The organism is Oceaniferula flava, from assembly GCF_016811075.1.
Taxonomy (GTDB): domain Bacteria; phylum Verrucomicrobiota; class Verrucomicrobiia; order Verrucomicrobiales; family Akkermansiaceae; genus Oceaniferula; species Oceaniferula flava.
The window spans coordinates 145,772-159,611 of sequence record NZ_JAFBGL010000002.1; the positions used below are offsets into that span (position 1 = coordinate 145,772).

A 13,840-nucleotide genomic window follows, 5' to 3' on the forward strand; every position below is an offset into this window, starting at 1 on the left:
AAGCACTATGGGACTCCTTAAGAAATTCAGAAAAGCTGTGAAGCGGAGACGTTCCTGTATGGGGCTGCTTCGTGGTCCGGGGCGGGACTTGGACCGAACGTTTCCTGATCGACGCGACCTCAAACGTTATTCAATTAGCCCGGAGGTTTGCATCGATGTTTATTGGAAGCATGTGAATCAAGTGGGTGACGGCACGGCTCTGTCTCTCTATGTGCTGGGACATGAGGTGTTGAAGTTTGATTGTCTGGGTCCTGATGACGGGCATTTTCATGCCGAATTTATGAGCCCGGACAAGCCGCGGGAAAGTCGGCTTTTTTTCGCCGAAAAATCACATGCTGCGCAGATTGATCGCACGCTTTTCGAGCTATTGCATAATGTTCCCTACTATCTGCAGAGGCATCCCAATCGAGACGTGAGAGCGCTTGTTTTCCCTGTCGAAAAGGTGAGCGGATTAGAGGCTGAGCTGCGGCCTCTGATGCTGGAGTATCAGGAGCGTGTCGAACGGTCGTGCTCTAGCTAGAGCGTTTTGTGTGCTCGCTTATTAGCTTATTAGCTTTGCGGAGCAAAATCATTCTAGCGTCTCTCATAAAAAACCCCGCCGTGCACGAGGCAGGCGGGGTTTGAAAGGTTGCGGAAAAGGGCTTGGAAAGCCCTTTGGCCTTACGCTCCGATGTTGAAGCGGGCGAAGCGACGGATGGTGAGGGTGTCACCGATCTCTTTGCCGACAGCTGCGAGCTGCTGCTTGACGCTGACCTTGTCGTCTTTGACGAAGGCTTGGTCGATCAGGCAGGACTCGGAGAAGTACTTGTTGATCTTGCCGATGAGGATCTTTTCGATGATCTCGGCAGGCTTGCCTTCAGCTTCGAGCTGCTTGCGGTTGATTTCGTTCTCTTCCTCGATGGTGGAGGCGTCGATGTCGTCGCGGCTCAGGCCGGCTGGGTTGAGTGCTGCGATGTGCAGGCAGATGTCGCGTGAAAGCTGTTGGAAGGCTTCGTTGGAAGCGGTCTCTTCTTTCTCGGCACCAAGTTCGAGGAGGACGCCGACTTTGCCACCCATGTGGATGTAGCTGTCGATGGCGCCGTTGCCTTCGAGGTTGTAACGAGCGACACGCTTGATCTTGATCACTTCACCGAGCTCGGTGAACTTGGCGCCCAGTGCGTCTTGCACGGTGCCGTCAGCGTAGGAAACAGCAGCAGCTGCCTCGGCGTCAGCGGCGTCGGATTCGGCGATGGTTTTGGTGATGTCGGTGACAAATGCGCCGAAGTCTTCGTTTTTAGCAACGAAGTCGGTCTCGCAGTTGACTTCAGCGAGCAGGCCGCTCTTGCCACACTCGGAAACGTGAGCGGACACAAGGCCTTCGGATGTTTCGCGATCGGAACGACCGGCGGATTTGACGATGCCTTTCTCGCGGAGGAGTTTCACGGCGGCGTCCATGTCGCCTTCAGTTTCGGTGAGGGCTTTCTTACAGGCCATCATGCCTGCGTTGGTGATTTTGCGGAGCTCTTGAACAGCGGATGCGGTGATCATGATTTGAGTTATCTGTTGTTAGTTAATCGATGATAATGACTGCCGACTGATGCCGGCAGTCGTAGAATTAGTCTTTTTTGACGGCGATGGAGTCGACCAGGTTCTGAAGGATCAGACGGATCGAGCGGGTAGCATCGTCGTTACCGGGAATCGGGTAGTCGATCACGCCTGGGTCGGCATTGGTATCGACGATGGCGATCACTGGGATGTTCAAGCGGCGGGCTTCGGCGACAGCGATGGTCTCACGAGCGGAGTCGACGATGACCATGGCGGCAGGAAGGTTTTCCATGTCGCGCACACCACGGAGGTTGCGCAGAAGCTTATCGCGCTCACGGCCGAGAGCGGAGAGTTCCTTCTTGGACATTTTCTTGAAGTCAGGGGACTTCTCGATGTCTTCGAGGTATTTCAGGCGCTCAACAGAGCGGCGGATGGTGGCGAGGTTGGTGAGGGTGCCACCGAGCCAGCGGTGATTCACGTAGTGCTGGCCAATGGCTTCAGCAGCTTCGCGAACGGCGTCTTGGGCTTGGCGCTTGCAGCCAACGAAGAGGACTTTCTTGCCTTTGCTGGAGAGCTCACCGAGGAAATCGGATGCTTTGTCGAGGCACTTCACAGTTTCCTCGAGGTTGATGATGTAGATCCCGCCTTTGTCCTTCATGAGGTAAGGCTTCATTTTCGGGTTCCATTTGCGGGTCTGGTGTCCGTAATGAACACCAGCGTCTACCATTTCGTTAATCAGTTCGTTGACCATTGTATTAGTTGTGTCCGCCCTTGAATCAGGGAGGCTCTGGGTTGTTGGGGAATCAGCCGCTTCTGTAGCTCAATCAAGAATCTGATTGGGCTAAGTCCTTCAATTCCCCGTAGTTGACAAGGCGGCGTGCCAAAGGCTGGCGGGTTCCTAGTGGATGAACCTAGATTTGACAAGGTATTTTTGGTTCCGAGCAGGAAAAATCGAACAGATCCAGCTAGGGCGATGTCTGTGATAGGAAGAGTCCAAATATCCTCATGATAAAACTATTTAGAAAAGTTAACTTGTTGGCGATCGTCTTCGCCGTGCTATCGCTCCACACGCCCGCCTTCGCAGCGAAGATTAAATCTGGCGATGCGGTTCAGCTTTCTCTCCGAGGTGTGCCGGCGGCTGAGCAGGTGAAGGTCAACGGGGAATACCGCGTCCGTGAATCTGGCAACATCCGGATTCCGATCATCAATCAGAATGTGATGGCCGCGGGAAAAACTCCCGAGCAGGTCGAGCGCAGCATTGAAGCGGCACTAATTAATGCCGGAATCTACACGGCTCCAACGATCTCGCTGCAGGTGATTGAGGGGGAGAAGGTCTTGGTGCAAAAGGTCCTCAGTGTGGGTGGACAGGTGAAAAAACCGGGTCGGGTGCAATTCCGCGAAGGTATGACCTTGGCCGAGGCGATCCAGCAGGCAGGCGATCGCACGCCATTTGCCAGCAAGTTCCTTTACCTGACTCGGAGAAACAGCGAGGGTAAACTGATGCGTCATAAGTATAATTTCACGGATGCTAAAGTGCAGACGTTGAAGGTTTACCCCAATGATCTGATTAATGTGCCGCAGCGGATCGGACTATTCGATCGAGGTTAGGTTCTCCATCCATTGAGCTCACAATTTGTCCGAATCGGCGCTGTTTGCTGGGGAATCGGTCTGTGGAAATTAACTAATTCAGGATATTGTTGGTTCAGTTATTGACCCTATTGGCAGAGATTGGACGGTTTGCTTTCCCATGTGTCTAGCTGTCATGGAGTTAGCGTGATACCGCCCAAACCCTATAAACATTGAGATGAGCTGCCTACGCCTCAAACTTGAGGAGCCCTTGAACGGGGTAATGAAATCTGCTGGAGAGGGTTTGGGGAGCACTGAAATGTTTCTTGCCGACTTCTAGAGGTATTTCAGTATGGAACGTATCTAATTTCCATTCATAGGCGAATCATCTTTGGAAGGTTCTCACTGTGAATGGGATGACGAGTAATTGCATAACACAATATCATGACTATTCAGATACGAACAAAAATTGAACTCGCGTTGTCTGCTGCGGCACTTCTGACCCTTGGGTCGGCCACAGCAAGCACCGTGATCGTCGAGGAGACATTCGGCGGTGCCGGTGGAGCGCTTGACAGCAGCACGGCTGAGACCTTCGACGCGGGGGTCGGCGCGGCAGGCGGCTCGAGTGCTTGGGTTTCCTCCGATACGTTTTTCGACGATGGCTCGGTTGTCGTTGGGACCTCGGCGATCTCATCGGCCTACCTCAACCTCGGAAGCTACATCAACGATACCAAAGGCTCCGCCAATGGGGTCTTTATCCTAACAATGACCATCGGGGATGTCACTGGCTCCGGTAATACATGGCTCTCCATGGGGTTTTCCGCACTCAACGAGCCGTCGACTACCAGCCATTTTTTAAACCAGCAGGGCACGGGTTCGATTATTTTACGAGGCTCGGGTGAATTGGATATGTGGGGTGGTCCGGGTGGCTCTGTGGCTATCGACGGTCCGGACGGGAACGCTGGGGATCGCACTCTGACAGTTACCGTGGATCTGTCCGATTACAATGGGGTTGATAATTTTGGTTCGGTGACTTGGACCGATAGCCAAATTGCCGGAGTGCTGGCGAGTCATGATTACGCCTCGGATGTCGACTTCAGTTCGATTTACATCTCCGAGGCCAATGGAACGCTCAGCACCCTCAGCGGTCTGAGCCTGACGCAAGTTCCCGAGCCAAGTTCTGTGGCGCTTTTGGGGCTTGGATCTCTCTCCATGATGTTCCGCCGGCGGAAATAGAGCTTCGAAGCTGTTTTTTTTACTGGGGTTGGGGTTGAGGGAGGGCTGGCGCTCGTGTTCTCCCTCGGCCCCATTTCTGGCCTGCTGCTCAGGCTTGTAGCGAGGCTCTACGTGTTATATCCTTACTTTTTTAGTTAACTGACATAGTATCGATGCACCCTGGGCGACTACTGATCGAAGCTGTGCTGGCTCTTCATGCCGGTGGCTATGGGAAATTACGTCTGGGTGCCGGGCTTTCCCCAAGTGGTGGACACTGGCGCTATCGGCTGCATGTCCTTGATTCGAATACGCGTGGCCCTCACGGCTCAATCGGCGACAGCTCTGTATTTGACTGGGGCGGGGAGAGGTGCCGGACACCTAAAGAGCTGGCGTCCGGTATCCAGCGGCAATTCCCAGACCTAATGGCTGCGGCGATAGGTGACGATGCTGCATACCGTAGCTGGCTGGAGGCCATCGTTGAAGCCAGTGCTCCAGACGGGTTATTCATCGAGCTCTGGGATAATTACGAGGGGAAATGTGATCACGTGCGACTGATCAACTGTCGCTCAACGGAAACATTCCCACACGCACCTCCGCCCGCGGGCATGTCATGATAAGTGTGATAGAGATGTGAAACCGCAGCTGTAATAGCGTCAGTAACCCTCAATTGACTGGCTCATTTCACTGGTTTTGTTAGGAGGGCACTGATTATTGTGATGAAGAACTCCTCAATTCCCCCCCATTCACGGCGTAAACAACTCCTCTCCAGCATCAGCCTCATGCTCGGCTTGATGATGGCTGGGCTGGTTCAAGCCGAGAGCAAAGTGACCGTGCAAAGTCTCGAAGAGCTGCGTCAAGCTGTAACCAAGAGCGATCAGGCGGTCGTTCTCGCTGCGGGCGACTACAACCTTGCGGACCTTTCGAAAAAAAATCGTTACGTTGAAGTCAGCGGTTCTAACAATAAGATTGACCTCACTGGAGTCATGCTGGAAGCGCCTGTGGGCTCGACGAAATCCTGCTATTTCCGCGTGACCGGAGATCACAATATGATCAAAGGGGGTACTTTCGAAGACACCTACGAGAACGGCTTGCAGGAGGTGAAGGATTTCAGCCAATATAATATGGAACGCAGGAAGCTAGCGAGCGGACTGCGTGGCGACCCAGTGGTGAAAGTCTCAGGCGATCACAACCAGATCCACGGCCTGAAGCTCACGGTACGTGGATCTTTTCCTTATGGCTATGGCAGCATTTACGGCATCGGTCGCGATAATGTGTTTGGCTTGGATAAACGCTGCGGCATTTTGCTCACTGGCAGGCACAACATGCTGCAACGCTGTGAGATTCAGATGCGTGCATTTGGCCACGGCATCTACATGCAAGCTCCGGCCGATCATTCAGTGATCAAGCATTGCTACGTCGAGGGGCGGATGCGTGCGAGCAAGGAGCTCTACGCGGAGACTCATGCGAAGGATCTGCCGAAGCGATCCAAATACCGCAGCGATGGCCGACCGATCCCACGCGATGTGATGCTGCCACTTTCCGAGGATGGGATCCGTTCCTATGCCCGCAGTGGTCACGTGACGGTGGAAAACTGCCGGGTGAAACAGATGCGGGGAGGTGTGCGCCTGTACTTGGCCCGATCCGCCACCGTCAAGGACACCATTGCGATCGATTGTGGAGCCACCAATTTCAACATGCCGAAAAAAGGAAAGGTCTCCGGATCGTTTGGCAATTTTTCCTACGCACCGCTCAGCGACTTTCGTTTATCCCGCTCGGTGCAGGATCTGGACATCACGATTATTCGGTCGCCCGAAATCGTCGGTCCGCACAACCTCGCGGATATTCAAGGAGACAAGCACAAGATTATTTTCCGTCGGCAGCCGGGGGCGGAGGATGAAAACCTGCGACCGATCGTGGTGACCGGAAAAGGCTCCAACATTATCAATGCCACGGAGTACCCGATCATTCTCGAATCCAGTTCCAGCGGCAACACCATCCTCAGCAGTGGGGAAGTGACGGATCGAGGGAAAAATAACAAGGTTACCATCCGCAAGCCCTAAGGTGAGGGCAGCGAAGCTGATCTAATCGCCACGGTGGAGTGAACAAACCAGCGCTCCAGGAGAGCTCTAATTACCAGTGGAAGATCACCGGAGCGGGGATGATGCGGACGCGACCCGGGCCGTTGTTTTTCTTGCGGGTCACGGAGGTCACGGTGTTGTTATCGAACTCGATGGTGGTGCGTGAACGTTCTTCTGTGGTGATGTGGGAGAGCTGACGGTAGATGCCGCCGGTGCTGGGGTCTCGGATGGTGCGGTAGTGTTTTTGCTCCTCGGTGATCACGAAGTCCCACTGGCCGGATTCGCCCTCGCGGGTCTGTTTGACCTCGGTTTCGGTGGGTTCTCCCAGTGATTGTCTGACCTCGGAGAGGGTCATGCCGATGGCCACCTCATGGTTGGCGATGAGTTCCTTCACCGCCATCTGGCGTTCGTAGAGTTTTTTCAGGTTTACGATGAAGTTTTTATCCTTGGAAGCTACCAACTGCGGGCTGATCCAGCCACTGACCCCGGCATGGGTGGCCTGACCTTTCACCCGGTAGGCCCGATCGGTGATGGCGATGAGCTCCACCTTGGTGTCCGGGCTGAAGGTGCCCAGCTTGCGACCTCCTTTTTTCGTGGCGTAAATCGTCGCCGGTTTGATCACTAGCAGGTGAATGGTGCGGTTGATGTGCTCGTTCAGGTAGATCACATCCGGGTCGTTGTTCAGCAGGGATTTTTTCGGGGCGGCATCGCTTTGCTCAGTCGTGGCGAGGGCCGCGAACAAGGCGACGAGGATGGAGGTGGCAGTTTTCATCACAGGGTAGCTTAGTGTAGGGTCGGTTTGAAATCCACCGGAAAATCTGCGCTGGGCAGCTCGTGGATGTGAGTTCGACGATTACTTTTCCCGCTTTATTCAAGCCAATGTGGATTGCATGGTTGAGGGCTTGCATTGCCTCGGCTGGGCTTTCATGTTGGCGGCGCCGGTTCTCGGCACGATTTTACCATGAAAAGAGATATTTCCAGCAAGTTGTTCAAGGCTGCCAAGCAGGTGATCCCCGGAGGTGTGAATTCCCCGGTCAGAGCATTCAAAAATGTCGATGGCGACCCGTTTTTCGTCCGTCGCGCCATGGGCTGTCGCATCGAGGATGTCGACGGCAATGAAATGATCGATTACGTCGGCACCTGGGGGCCCGCGATCTTGGGCCACGCTCCCGAGTGTGTGGTGGAGGCTGTGCAGTCGGCCGCGAAGGAAGGGGTGTCGTTCGGCACCCCCAACCCCTACGAGGTGGACATGGCGGAAACAATCGTCGATTGGGTGCCGTCGGTGGAAAAAGTCCGCATGGTGAACTCCGGAACCGAAGCGACGATGAGCGCCATTCGACTGGCTCGCGGGTTTACCGGTCGCGACAAGGTGATTAAATTTGTCGGTTGCTACCACGGTCACGTCGATAGCCTCTTGGTTGCCGCCGGATCGGGAGCGCTCACCCACGGCAAGCCTGATTCTGCCGGTGTGCCTGCCTCCTTTGCCGCGGAAACCATCATCCTGCCCTACAACGACATCGAAAAGGTGAATGCTGTATTTGCCGAGATGGGCGATCAGATTGCCGCCGTGATTGTGGAAAGTTACCCCGCCAATGCCGGCTTGATTTTCCCCAAGGAAGGATACCTGCAGGGCCTCCGTGACATCACCGCGAAACATGGTGCGGTGTTTATTTTTGACGAAGTCATGACTGGCTTCCGCGTGGCCAAAGGTGGGGTGCAAGAGCTGGAAGGTATTACTCCCGACCTCACAGCCATGGGCAAAGTTATCGGCGGCGGATTGCCGGTCGGCGCCTTCGGCGGCAAGGCGGAGATTATGGATTACTTGGCGCCGGACGGTCCAGTCTACCAAGCCGGCACCCTCAGTGGTAACCCGCTGGCCATGGCGGCAGGTTTGGCCCAGCTGCGCGAGATGGAACGCCAAGACGGCTATGCGAAATTGGACCAGCTGGGCGCCCGACTGGAAGCCGGCGTGCGTGCGCTGCTGCAGGAGAAGTCACTGGATTACCAATTCAACCGGGTCGGCTCGATGTTCTGCCTGTTCTTCACCGGGGAGGAAATTGTCGACCTGGACTCCGTCATGACCGCGGACACGGCGGCATTCCGCAAATTCTTCACCGAGATGCTGGAGCAGGGTGTTTACACCGCACCAAGCCCCTACGAAACCGGCTTCATCTCCGTGTCGCACGGCGAAGCTGAGATTGATCGGACGCTCGAAGCTATGTCGGCGGCCTTGGCGAAAATCTAAAAATAAGGGGCTTACGGGTGCTTGTTTTAATCGGTTCTTAGTTGAAAAATGAGCAAGAAACCCGTTGCCAAAGTTCGAAGTTCTCATATAGTCACGTCGCTCCACGCCGGGATGGTGGAATTGGTAGACACGCTAGATTTAGGATCTAGTGCCCTTTGGGCGTGCAGGTTCGACCCCTGTTCCCGGTACTTCTCACCACAAACTACTCACTTAATATCATGGACGAATTAAAAGCACAATTGACCGCAAAATTAGGCCTCAGCGAAGAGATGAGCCAGCAAGCCATTGATTTGGTGCTTGGTTTCGTCAAAGACAAGCTGCCCGAGGGCATGCAAGATATCGTCAACTCCGCAGTGAACGGTGAGATGCCAGACACGGATGGTCTGCTCGATAAGGCCAAAGGCCTCTTCGGTGGCTAGGTGATCGAAGCTCTCCGGACTTTATTGATTTCCAAGCGCGTTCGTCATTCTGGCGGGTGCGCTTTTTTTGAGCTTGAAAATAAGTTACTTGGGTGCGAACGAGTGCCTGTCTACACCATGGAAGCACGTAAAAAACATACCCTGATTGGTTTCAGCCTGATTTTGTTCTTCTTTGTCATGCTGGGGGCAGTTGCGGCATCGGCTTACCTGCCCGGTTTTGCCGGTGAACTTGGGCGGATGTGTCTAGCTCTGATCACCAGCCCCTTCTTGATGGAGACCGCGATCTTCTTTTTGGCTCTGACCCTGCTCTTTGCGATCAATGGTTGGCGTAGGAATCGTGAAGGGGATGATTGGGTTGCGCTGGACGAAAATGGCGTGCCTGTGCGTGATAAATAAGCTGCTTCTGTCAATCTGCTCTGGTCACAGTGGCCATGCGCGCCAATGTTGTCGCCCATGAAGACAAACCAGGATCTGAGCACAAAATGGAAGGTGGTGATTGCCGTTCTGGCAATACTTGCTGCCGGCTTGAGCCTTTGGCTGACGATTGAAAAACTGAATGGCTCGATCAGCGCCCTAGCTGGCTGTGGCGGAGGTAGCGACTGCGCCAATGTGCTGGGTAGTAAGTGGTCGATGGTCTTTGGAGTCATTCCTGTTTCGGTTTTTTCCCTTATCCTCTATTTGGGAGTTCTCGCAAGCGTCGTCATGCGAGGTGAGCTGGTGAGTTGGTACAGGCAGCTTGCAGCCTGGCTGGTGCTTGCCGCCGCAGTTTGGTTTTGTGTGTTGCAGATCGTAGCGCTGGAAAGTATCTGCAAATACTGCATGACCATGCATGCGGTGGGTTTCCTGCTGGCGGCTGCGATCTTGCTGGCTGATTTCAAGAATAGAGGCCGCTTCCTTCGGCAGTCGGCCGCCCTGGTTCCCTGCGCTCTCATGCTAGTGGCAGCTCTTGCGCTGATGCAATACTTTGGCCCCGCGCCCCAAAGCCACCAACTGGAAGAGATCAGCTTGGGCAAAGTTGATGACGAAGCGGAATCCAGCGACGTTCATGCCCAGGGCGATGGGCGGCTGGTGAAGTTTTTTGATGGAGGCAAAGCCTATCGAGTGGATGCTTTGCCGCACATTGGTCGACCGGATGCAGAGCATGTGCTGGTGAAATACTACGATTACACCTGTGATGCCTGCCGTGGGCTACACGAGAATCTGAATGGCCTGCTGGAAAAATACCCGGACAAAATTTGCATCGTGTTATTGCCTGCGCCAATTAATCAAAAGTGCAATCCTTACCTGCCGGAGGGAGTGAAGGATCAGCCCATGGCCTGTGAATTTGCCCAATTGGGTTTGGCTGTTTGGCAGGCAGATCGAACGAAATTCGCTGAGTTTCATCACTGGCTTTTCGAAAACAATCAAGTTCCTGTCGAAGCCGCAGAAGCGATGGCAGCAAGCTTGGTGGGAGATGCTGAGTTCAATTGGGAAAACAATCCGTGGATCCAATCGATACTCAAACAGGATGCTGCGGATTACAAAGAGTTCGCCCAAAAAACTCCGGTGATGCCTAAGTTGCTGATCAAAAAGGCCGTCATGATGCAGGGAAATACCCGCTCGGCTAAGGAACTTGAGCAGATGTTGCAGAACCAGTTAGGTATTAGATGAAAACTTTTCATGCTGAATTGAGCACTTCGACCAAGTTTTTTTGATGTCGTTTTAAAATAAGCTCAGCTTAGATTGTCGGCATGGCCCAACTTTCGGATATTACTACGTTTCTCGATCAAGAACTCAACATTGCGGAGATTCCCGACTACTCAGGCGCTGTCAATGGCTTGCAAATTGACTCCCACAGCGAGGTTCTGCGCGTCGGTGCCGCTGTTGATGCCTCGCTGCCCGTGTTCGAAAAAGCGGTGGCTCAAGGGGTAGATTTGCTGATCGTTCACCATGGCATGTTCTGGCAGGGCGCGCAGACCATCACTGGGGCCATGTATCGCAAACTCAAACTGGCGGTGGATTCTGGCATGGCCCTCTACAGCGCCCACATCCCACTGGATGTGCATGCTCAATATGGTAATAACCGGCTGCTTGCTAATGCCCTGGAGATGGGGGATGCCGTGCCATTTTTTGATTGGAAAGGGATCCAGCTTGGACTCAAACAGCAGATGGATGTCGACCTCGACACCTTGCATCAACGCCTGACTGATGCCGTTGCTGGGCCCGTCCACGTTTGTGTCGGAGGGGCAAATAGCGTCGGCAGGGTGGGGGTCATCACCGGTGGGGCTGGATCGGAAGTTGCTGCGATGGCCGCGGAAGGCATCGATACCTTCATCACAGGGGAAGGGCCGCATTGGAGCTTCCCGCTCGCCGAGGAGTTGGGCGTAAACTTGCTTTACGCAGGGCACTACGCAACGGAAACATTTGGGGTCAAGGCACTGGCGACCCTGCTTTCCGAGCGGTTCAAACTCCAGTCCACATTCATCGATCACCCCACGGGCTTATAGCTTAAAAAAATCACTCCTAACAGAAAAAGAGAAGTGTTCTAAAAGTTGTTTGATCCGGCTAAGCCAGCAAAATACAATACTTTGAGCGTTTGTGAGATTGCTTCTGGGAATTTTAAAAATAAGAAAGAAAAGACGATTTAGTACTTGTCGGCATACTTTGCTGGGGTTTTAATGCCCTCACCTTTGCGGGTATAGCTTAATGGTAAAGCTCCAGCCTTCCAAGCTGATCATGCGAGTTCGATTCTCGCTACCCGCTTTTTCTATGACAGGAAAAACACACCATCTGTTCACCCAGAAAGGATTATATACTATGAAAAACACTATGAAATACGCACTGTTCGGTGCTGTATTGGCTTTGGTTACACCAGCCCATGCAGCTGCGCCTGATTGTTATAAAGTTTCGACAGCTGTGAAAAAAGCAGTTGCCGCAAATCCAGAAAACGTCCTCGAGCTGGTCGCAACTCAAGTGGCTCAAAACGAGTCCTGCGCTTGCGAGATCGTCAAGGCCGCAATCGTCGCTTCCGATGCAGACAAGAAACTGGTGGCAGACATCGTCTCCGCAGCAGTCACTTCAGCTCCTGAAAAAGTGCGTATTATCGGACAGTGTGCCGTCGCAGTCGCTCCTGACGCTTTGGCCGAGGTTCAAGCTGTGGTCACCAAATTCGGTGCCAATGCTGGTGACGGCTACAGTGCTAAAGGCGGAAGCGCCAAGGGTGGTAAGGAAGTTGTTGTTCCTCCTGTTGCCTCTAATCCTCTCGATTTTCCCGGTAGCGGTCCAGAAGGTCCCACTCCTGGTGGCCCCGGCGGTTTCCCTCTGTTCCCTCCAGGTCTTCAGCCTCCTGTTGTGACTCCTCCATCATCTACAAGCGAGGACGAGCAAATCATGGACAAAATGGATTATCTTATCCCTAGATAGCCCGTTGATTTTAGCTGATATAAACCATTAACTTTACTGAAAATAATTTAGAATCTATGAAAAAACAACTAATCACAGGAGCATTTGCACTGGCTTCTCTCGGTGCAGCTTCCGCGCAAGGTTTGTATGACATCGCACCTAACGACGATGCTCAGGAAAGCTCCCCATTGAAGTGGAACGCAGGTGTTAGCTTCGGCTACGATGATAACGTGAGCCCTACCGTTCTTTCCGGTCCTGGCTCCGAAGACGATGTGACCTACGTCAACGCTTACGTTGGTGCATCACTCGTGAGCATCACACCTCAAACCACTTGGGACGTTTATGCTCGTGTTGGTGGCACTTACTACTTCGATGCTCCTGCTGCCTCCGGTAGCGATGACATGTATGCTCAAGGTCGCCTCGGTATTAACTGGGCACACCGCGTGAGCGAGCGACTTCGTTTCAGCAGCCGCAACTACGTTGCATATGAGCTTGAGCCAGATTACAGCTACGGTTTCTCCACCGATCGTCAAATTGGTGAGTATCTTCACTATCAATCAGACAATGCTGTCGGTTACCGCTGGAGTGAGCGTTTTGCTACCTACACCGGTTTCAAAGTGCGTGGTCTTGATTACCAGAGCGACCTGAGCGGCAACGATCGTATGATCTACAGCGTTTACAATCAGTTCCGCTACCGTGCTTCCGAGCAAACGGTTTGGACTCTTGATTACCGCTACAGCTGGACCGATGCCGACGGCACCGCCGGTGATTCCACCAACCACTACATCACTGCAGGTATTGAGCACCGCTTCAGCCCGAACTCTGTTCTCGCCCTTAAAGGTGGTGTGCAGATCCGCGACGTCGATGGCGGTTCTGACGGAGATAGCCCATTCTTCGAAGCCGCTATTCGCACCCGTGTGAATGAGCAGTTCAGCGTGCGTGCATTCGCTCGCTACAGCGTGGAAGATTACGGCACCAGCTTCGCTGGCTACACTTACGATTCCAACAACACCCTTCGTGTGGGCGTTTCCGCTGACTACATCGTCTCACCTGATCTCACCCTGCATGCAGGTGTGAACTACATCATGACTGACATGGAAGATGGTCGCACCGTTCCTGTTGCAGGTGGCGCTATTGCCGATCTCGACCAGGACCTCCTGAACCTCTACCTCGGTTTCTCCTACAAGATTAACGATGGTATGTATGTCACAGGTTCCTACAACTGGACCGACAGTGACGCAAGCAACGGAGTAGGCACATCAGCTGCCTCACGCACCTACGAGCGCAACCGCGCTTCTCTGGGGCTCCGCGTTGAGTTCTAATTTTCCTGTCTAAAAAATCCGAACATATCAGCCGTCGCAATGTCTTACATTGCGACGGCTTTTTGATTTACAAATCTGAAGTTCTCATAG

At 53.5% G+C, this 13,840-nt stretch carries 15 protein-coding genes and 2 tRNA genes; 14 read left to right on the forward strand and 3 right to left on the reverse strand.

Annotated features, from left to right (window positions below):
• Positions 1–7: 7 nt before the first annotated feature.
• Positions 8–520 carry a hypothetical protein gene (locus JO972_RS03720; RefSeq protein ID WP_309488656.1) on the forward strand — a complete coding sequence of 171 codons (513 nt, stop codon included), beginning with the start codon at positions 8–10 and terminating at the stop codon, positions 518–520.
• A gap of 140 nt (positions 521–660) precedes the next feature.
• Here JO972_RS03720 and tsf read toward each other — a convergent pair whose 3' ends face one another.
• Positions 661–1,527 carry a translation elongation factor Ts gene (tsf, locus tag JO972_RS03725; RefSeq protein WP_309488657.1) on the reverse strand — a complete coding sequence of 289 codons (867 nt, stop codon included), beginning with the start codon at positions 1,525–1,527 and terminating at the stop codon, positions 661–663.
• Positions 1,528–1,594: 67 nt separating this feature from the next.
• Entirely contained in the window at positions 1,595–2,275 is a 681-nt protein-coding gene (gene rpsB / locus JO972_RS03730) for a 30S ribosomal protein S2 (protein ID WP_309488658.1), read from the reverse strand.
• Positions 2,276–2,529: 254 nt separating this feature from the next.
• Between rpsB and JO972_RS03735 the strand changes: the two genes are divergently transcribed.
• The 4 genes from JO972_RS03735 to JO972_RS03750 all read left to right on the forward strand — a co-directional run bounded on the left by JO972_RS03735 (position 2,530) and on the right by JO972_RS03750 (position 6,365).
• The gene (locus JO972_RS03735) at positions 2,530–3,132 is read left to right on the forward strand and encodes a polysaccharide biosynthesis/export family protein (protein ID WP_309488659.1); all 603 of its coding nucleotides are present in this window, start codon (positions 2,530–2,532) and stop codon (positions 3,130–3,132) included.
• A 402-nt stretch (positions 3,133–3,534) separates the two neighbouring features.
• Positions 3,535–4,326, forward strand: a complete 792-nt coding sequence (locus JO972_RS03740; RefSeq protein WP_309488660.1) for a PEP-CTERM sorting domain-containing protein — start codon at positions 3,535–3,537, stop codon at positions 4,324–4,326.
• Between the two features lie 152 nt (positions 4,327–4,478).
• A complete protein-coding gene (locus tag JO972_RS03745; protein WP_309488661.1) occupies positions 4,479–4,919 on the forward strand; it encodes a hypothetical protein in 441 nt (146 codons plus the stop codon).
• A 102-nt stretch (positions 4,920–5,021) separates the two neighbouring features.
• Positions 5,022–6,365: a right-handed parallel beta-helix repeat-containing protein gene (locus JO972_RS03750; RefSeq protein WP_309488662.1), complete on the forward strand. Its 1,344-nt coding sequence runs from the start codon at positions 5,022–5,024 to the stop codon at positions 6,363–6,365.
• Between the two features lie 70 nt (positions 6,366–6,435).
• Here the strand turns inward: JO972_RS03750 and JO972_RS03755 are convergent, their stop codons facing one another.
• Entirely contained in the window at positions 6,436–7,155 is a 720-nt protein-coding gene (locus JO972_RS03755; RefSeq protein WP_309488663.1) for a hypothetical protein, read from the reverse strand.
• Positions 7,156–7,344: 189 nt separating this feature from the next.
• Between JO972_RS03755 and hemL the strand changes: the two genes are divergently transcribed.
• From hemL to JO972_RS03800, 9 genes are all read left to right on the forward strand, one after another.
• Entirely contained in the window at positions 7,345–8,628 is a 1,284-nt protein-coding gene (gene hemL / locus JO972_RS03760) for a glutamate-1-semialdehyde 2,1-aminomutase (RefSeq protein WP_309488664.1), read from the forward strand.
• Between the two features lie 105 nt (positions 8,629–8,733).
• Positions 8,734–8,816: transfer RNA gene (locus JO972_RS03765), tRNA-Leu, on the forward strand.
• A gap of 30 nt (positions 8,817–8,846) precedes the next feature.
• Positions 8,847–9,047 (forward strand): hypothetical protein, encoded by a 201-nt coding sequence (locus tag JO972_RS03770; protein WP_309488665.1) that lies wholly within the window; start codon positions 8,847–8,849, stop codon positions 9,045–9,047.
• A 117-nt stretch (positions 9,048–9,164) separates the two neighbouring features.
• Positions 9,165–9,443, forward strand: coding sequence for a hypothetical protein (locus JO972_RS03775; protein WP_309488666.1), 279 nt, complete (start codon positions 9,165–9,167; stop codon positions 9,441–9,443).
• 57 nt (positions 9,444–9,500) lie between these two features.
• Positions 9,501–10,697 (forward strand): vitamin K epoxide reductase family protein, encoded by a 1,197-nt coding sequence (locus tag JO972_RS03780; protein ID WP_309488667.1) that lies wholly within the window; start codon positions 9,501–9,503, stop codon positions 10,695–10,697.
• Between the two features lie 80 nt (positions 10,698–10,777).
• Positions 10,778–11,533 carry a Nif3-like dinuclear metal center hexameric protein gene (locus tag JO972_RS03785; RefSeq protein ID WP_309488668.1) on the forward strand — a complete coding sequence of 252 codons (756 nt, stop codon included), beginning with the start codon at positions 10,778–10,780 and terminating at the stop codon, positions 11,531–11,533.
• Between the two features lie 185 nt (positions 11,534–11,718).
• Positions 11,719–11,789: transfer RNA gene (locus JO972_RS03790), tRNA-Gly, on the forward strand.
• Positions 11,763–12,449 (forward strand): lysozyme inhibitor LprI family protein, encoded by a 687-nt coding sequence (locus tag JO972_RS03795; RefSeq protein ID WP_309488669.1) that lies wholly within the window; start codon positions 11,763–11,765, stop codon positions 12,447–12,449. Before JO972_RS03790 ends, JO972_RS03795 begins: the two co-directional genes overlap by 27 nt.
• 56 nt (positions 12,450–12,505) lie before the next feature.
• The gene (locus tag JO972_RS03800) at positions 12,506–13,750 is read left to right on the forward strand and encodes a hypothetical protein (RefSeq protein WP_309488670.1); all 1,245 of its coding nucleotides are present in this window, start codon (positions 12,506–12,508) and stop codon (positions 13,748–13,750) included.
• Positions 13,751–13,840 lie beyond the last annotated feature (90 nt).

Bases quoted from the DNA above. Each gene is read 5' to 3' on its own strand.
- JO972_RS03720 (WP_309488656.1), top strand. From the start codon at position 8: ATGGGACTCCTTAAGAAATTCAGAAAAGCTGTGAAGCGGAGACGTTCC.
- tsf (WP_309488657.1), bottom strand. From the start codon at position 1,527: ATGATCACCGCATCCGCTGTTCAAGAGCTCCGCAAAATCACCAACGCA.
- rpsB (WP_309488658.1), bottom strand. From the start codon at position 2,275: ATGGTCAACGAACTGATTAACGAAATGGTAGACGCTGGTGTTCATTAC.
- JO972_RS03735 (WP_309488659.1), top strand. From the start codon at position 2,530: ATGATAAAACTATTTAGAAAAGTTAACTTGTTGGCGATCGTCTTCGCC.
- JO972_RS03740 (WP_309488660.1), top strand. From the start codon at position 3,535: ATGACTATTCAGATACGAACAAAAATTGAACTCGCGTTGTCTGCTGCG.
- JO972_RS03745 (WP_309488661.1), top strand. From the start codon at position 4,479: ATGCACCCTGGGCGACTACTGATCGAAGCTGTGCTGGCTCTTCATGCC.
- JO972_RS03750 (WP_309488662.1), top strand. From the start codon at position 5,022: ATGAAGAACTCCTCAATTCCCCCCCATTCACGGCGTAAACAACTCCTC.
- JO972_RS03755 (WP_309488663.1), bottom strand. From the start codon at position 7,155: ATGAAAACTGCCACCTCCATCCTCGTCGCCTTGTTCGCGGCCCTCGCC.
- hemL (WP_309488664.1), top strand. From the start codon at position 7,345: ATGAAAAGAGATATTTCCAGCAAGTTGTTCAAGGCTGCCAAGCAGGTG.
- JO972_RS03770 (WP_309488665.1), top strand. From the start codon at position 8,847: ATGGACGAATTAAAAGCACAATTGACCGCAAAATTAGGCCTCAGCGAA.
- JO972_RS03775 (WP_309488666.1), top strand. From the start codon at position 9,165: ATGGAAGCACGTAAAAAACATACCCTGATTGGTTTCAGCCTGATTTTG.
- JO972_RS03780 (WP_309488667.1), top strand. From the start codon at position 9,501: ATGAAGACAAACCAGGATCTGAGCACAAAATGGAAGGTGGTGATTGCC.
- JO972_RS03785 (WP_309488668.1), top strand. From the start codon at position 10,778: ATGGCCCAACTTTCGGATATTACTACGTTTCTCGATCAAGAACTCAAC.
- JO972_RS03795 (WP_309488669.1), top strand. From the start codon at position 11,763: ATGCGAGTTCGATTCTCGCTACCCGCTTTTTCTATGACAGGAAAAACA.
- JO972_RS03800 (WP_309488670.1), top strand. From the start codon at position 12,506: ATGAAAAAACAACTAATCACAGGAGCATTTGCACTGGCTTCTCTCGGT.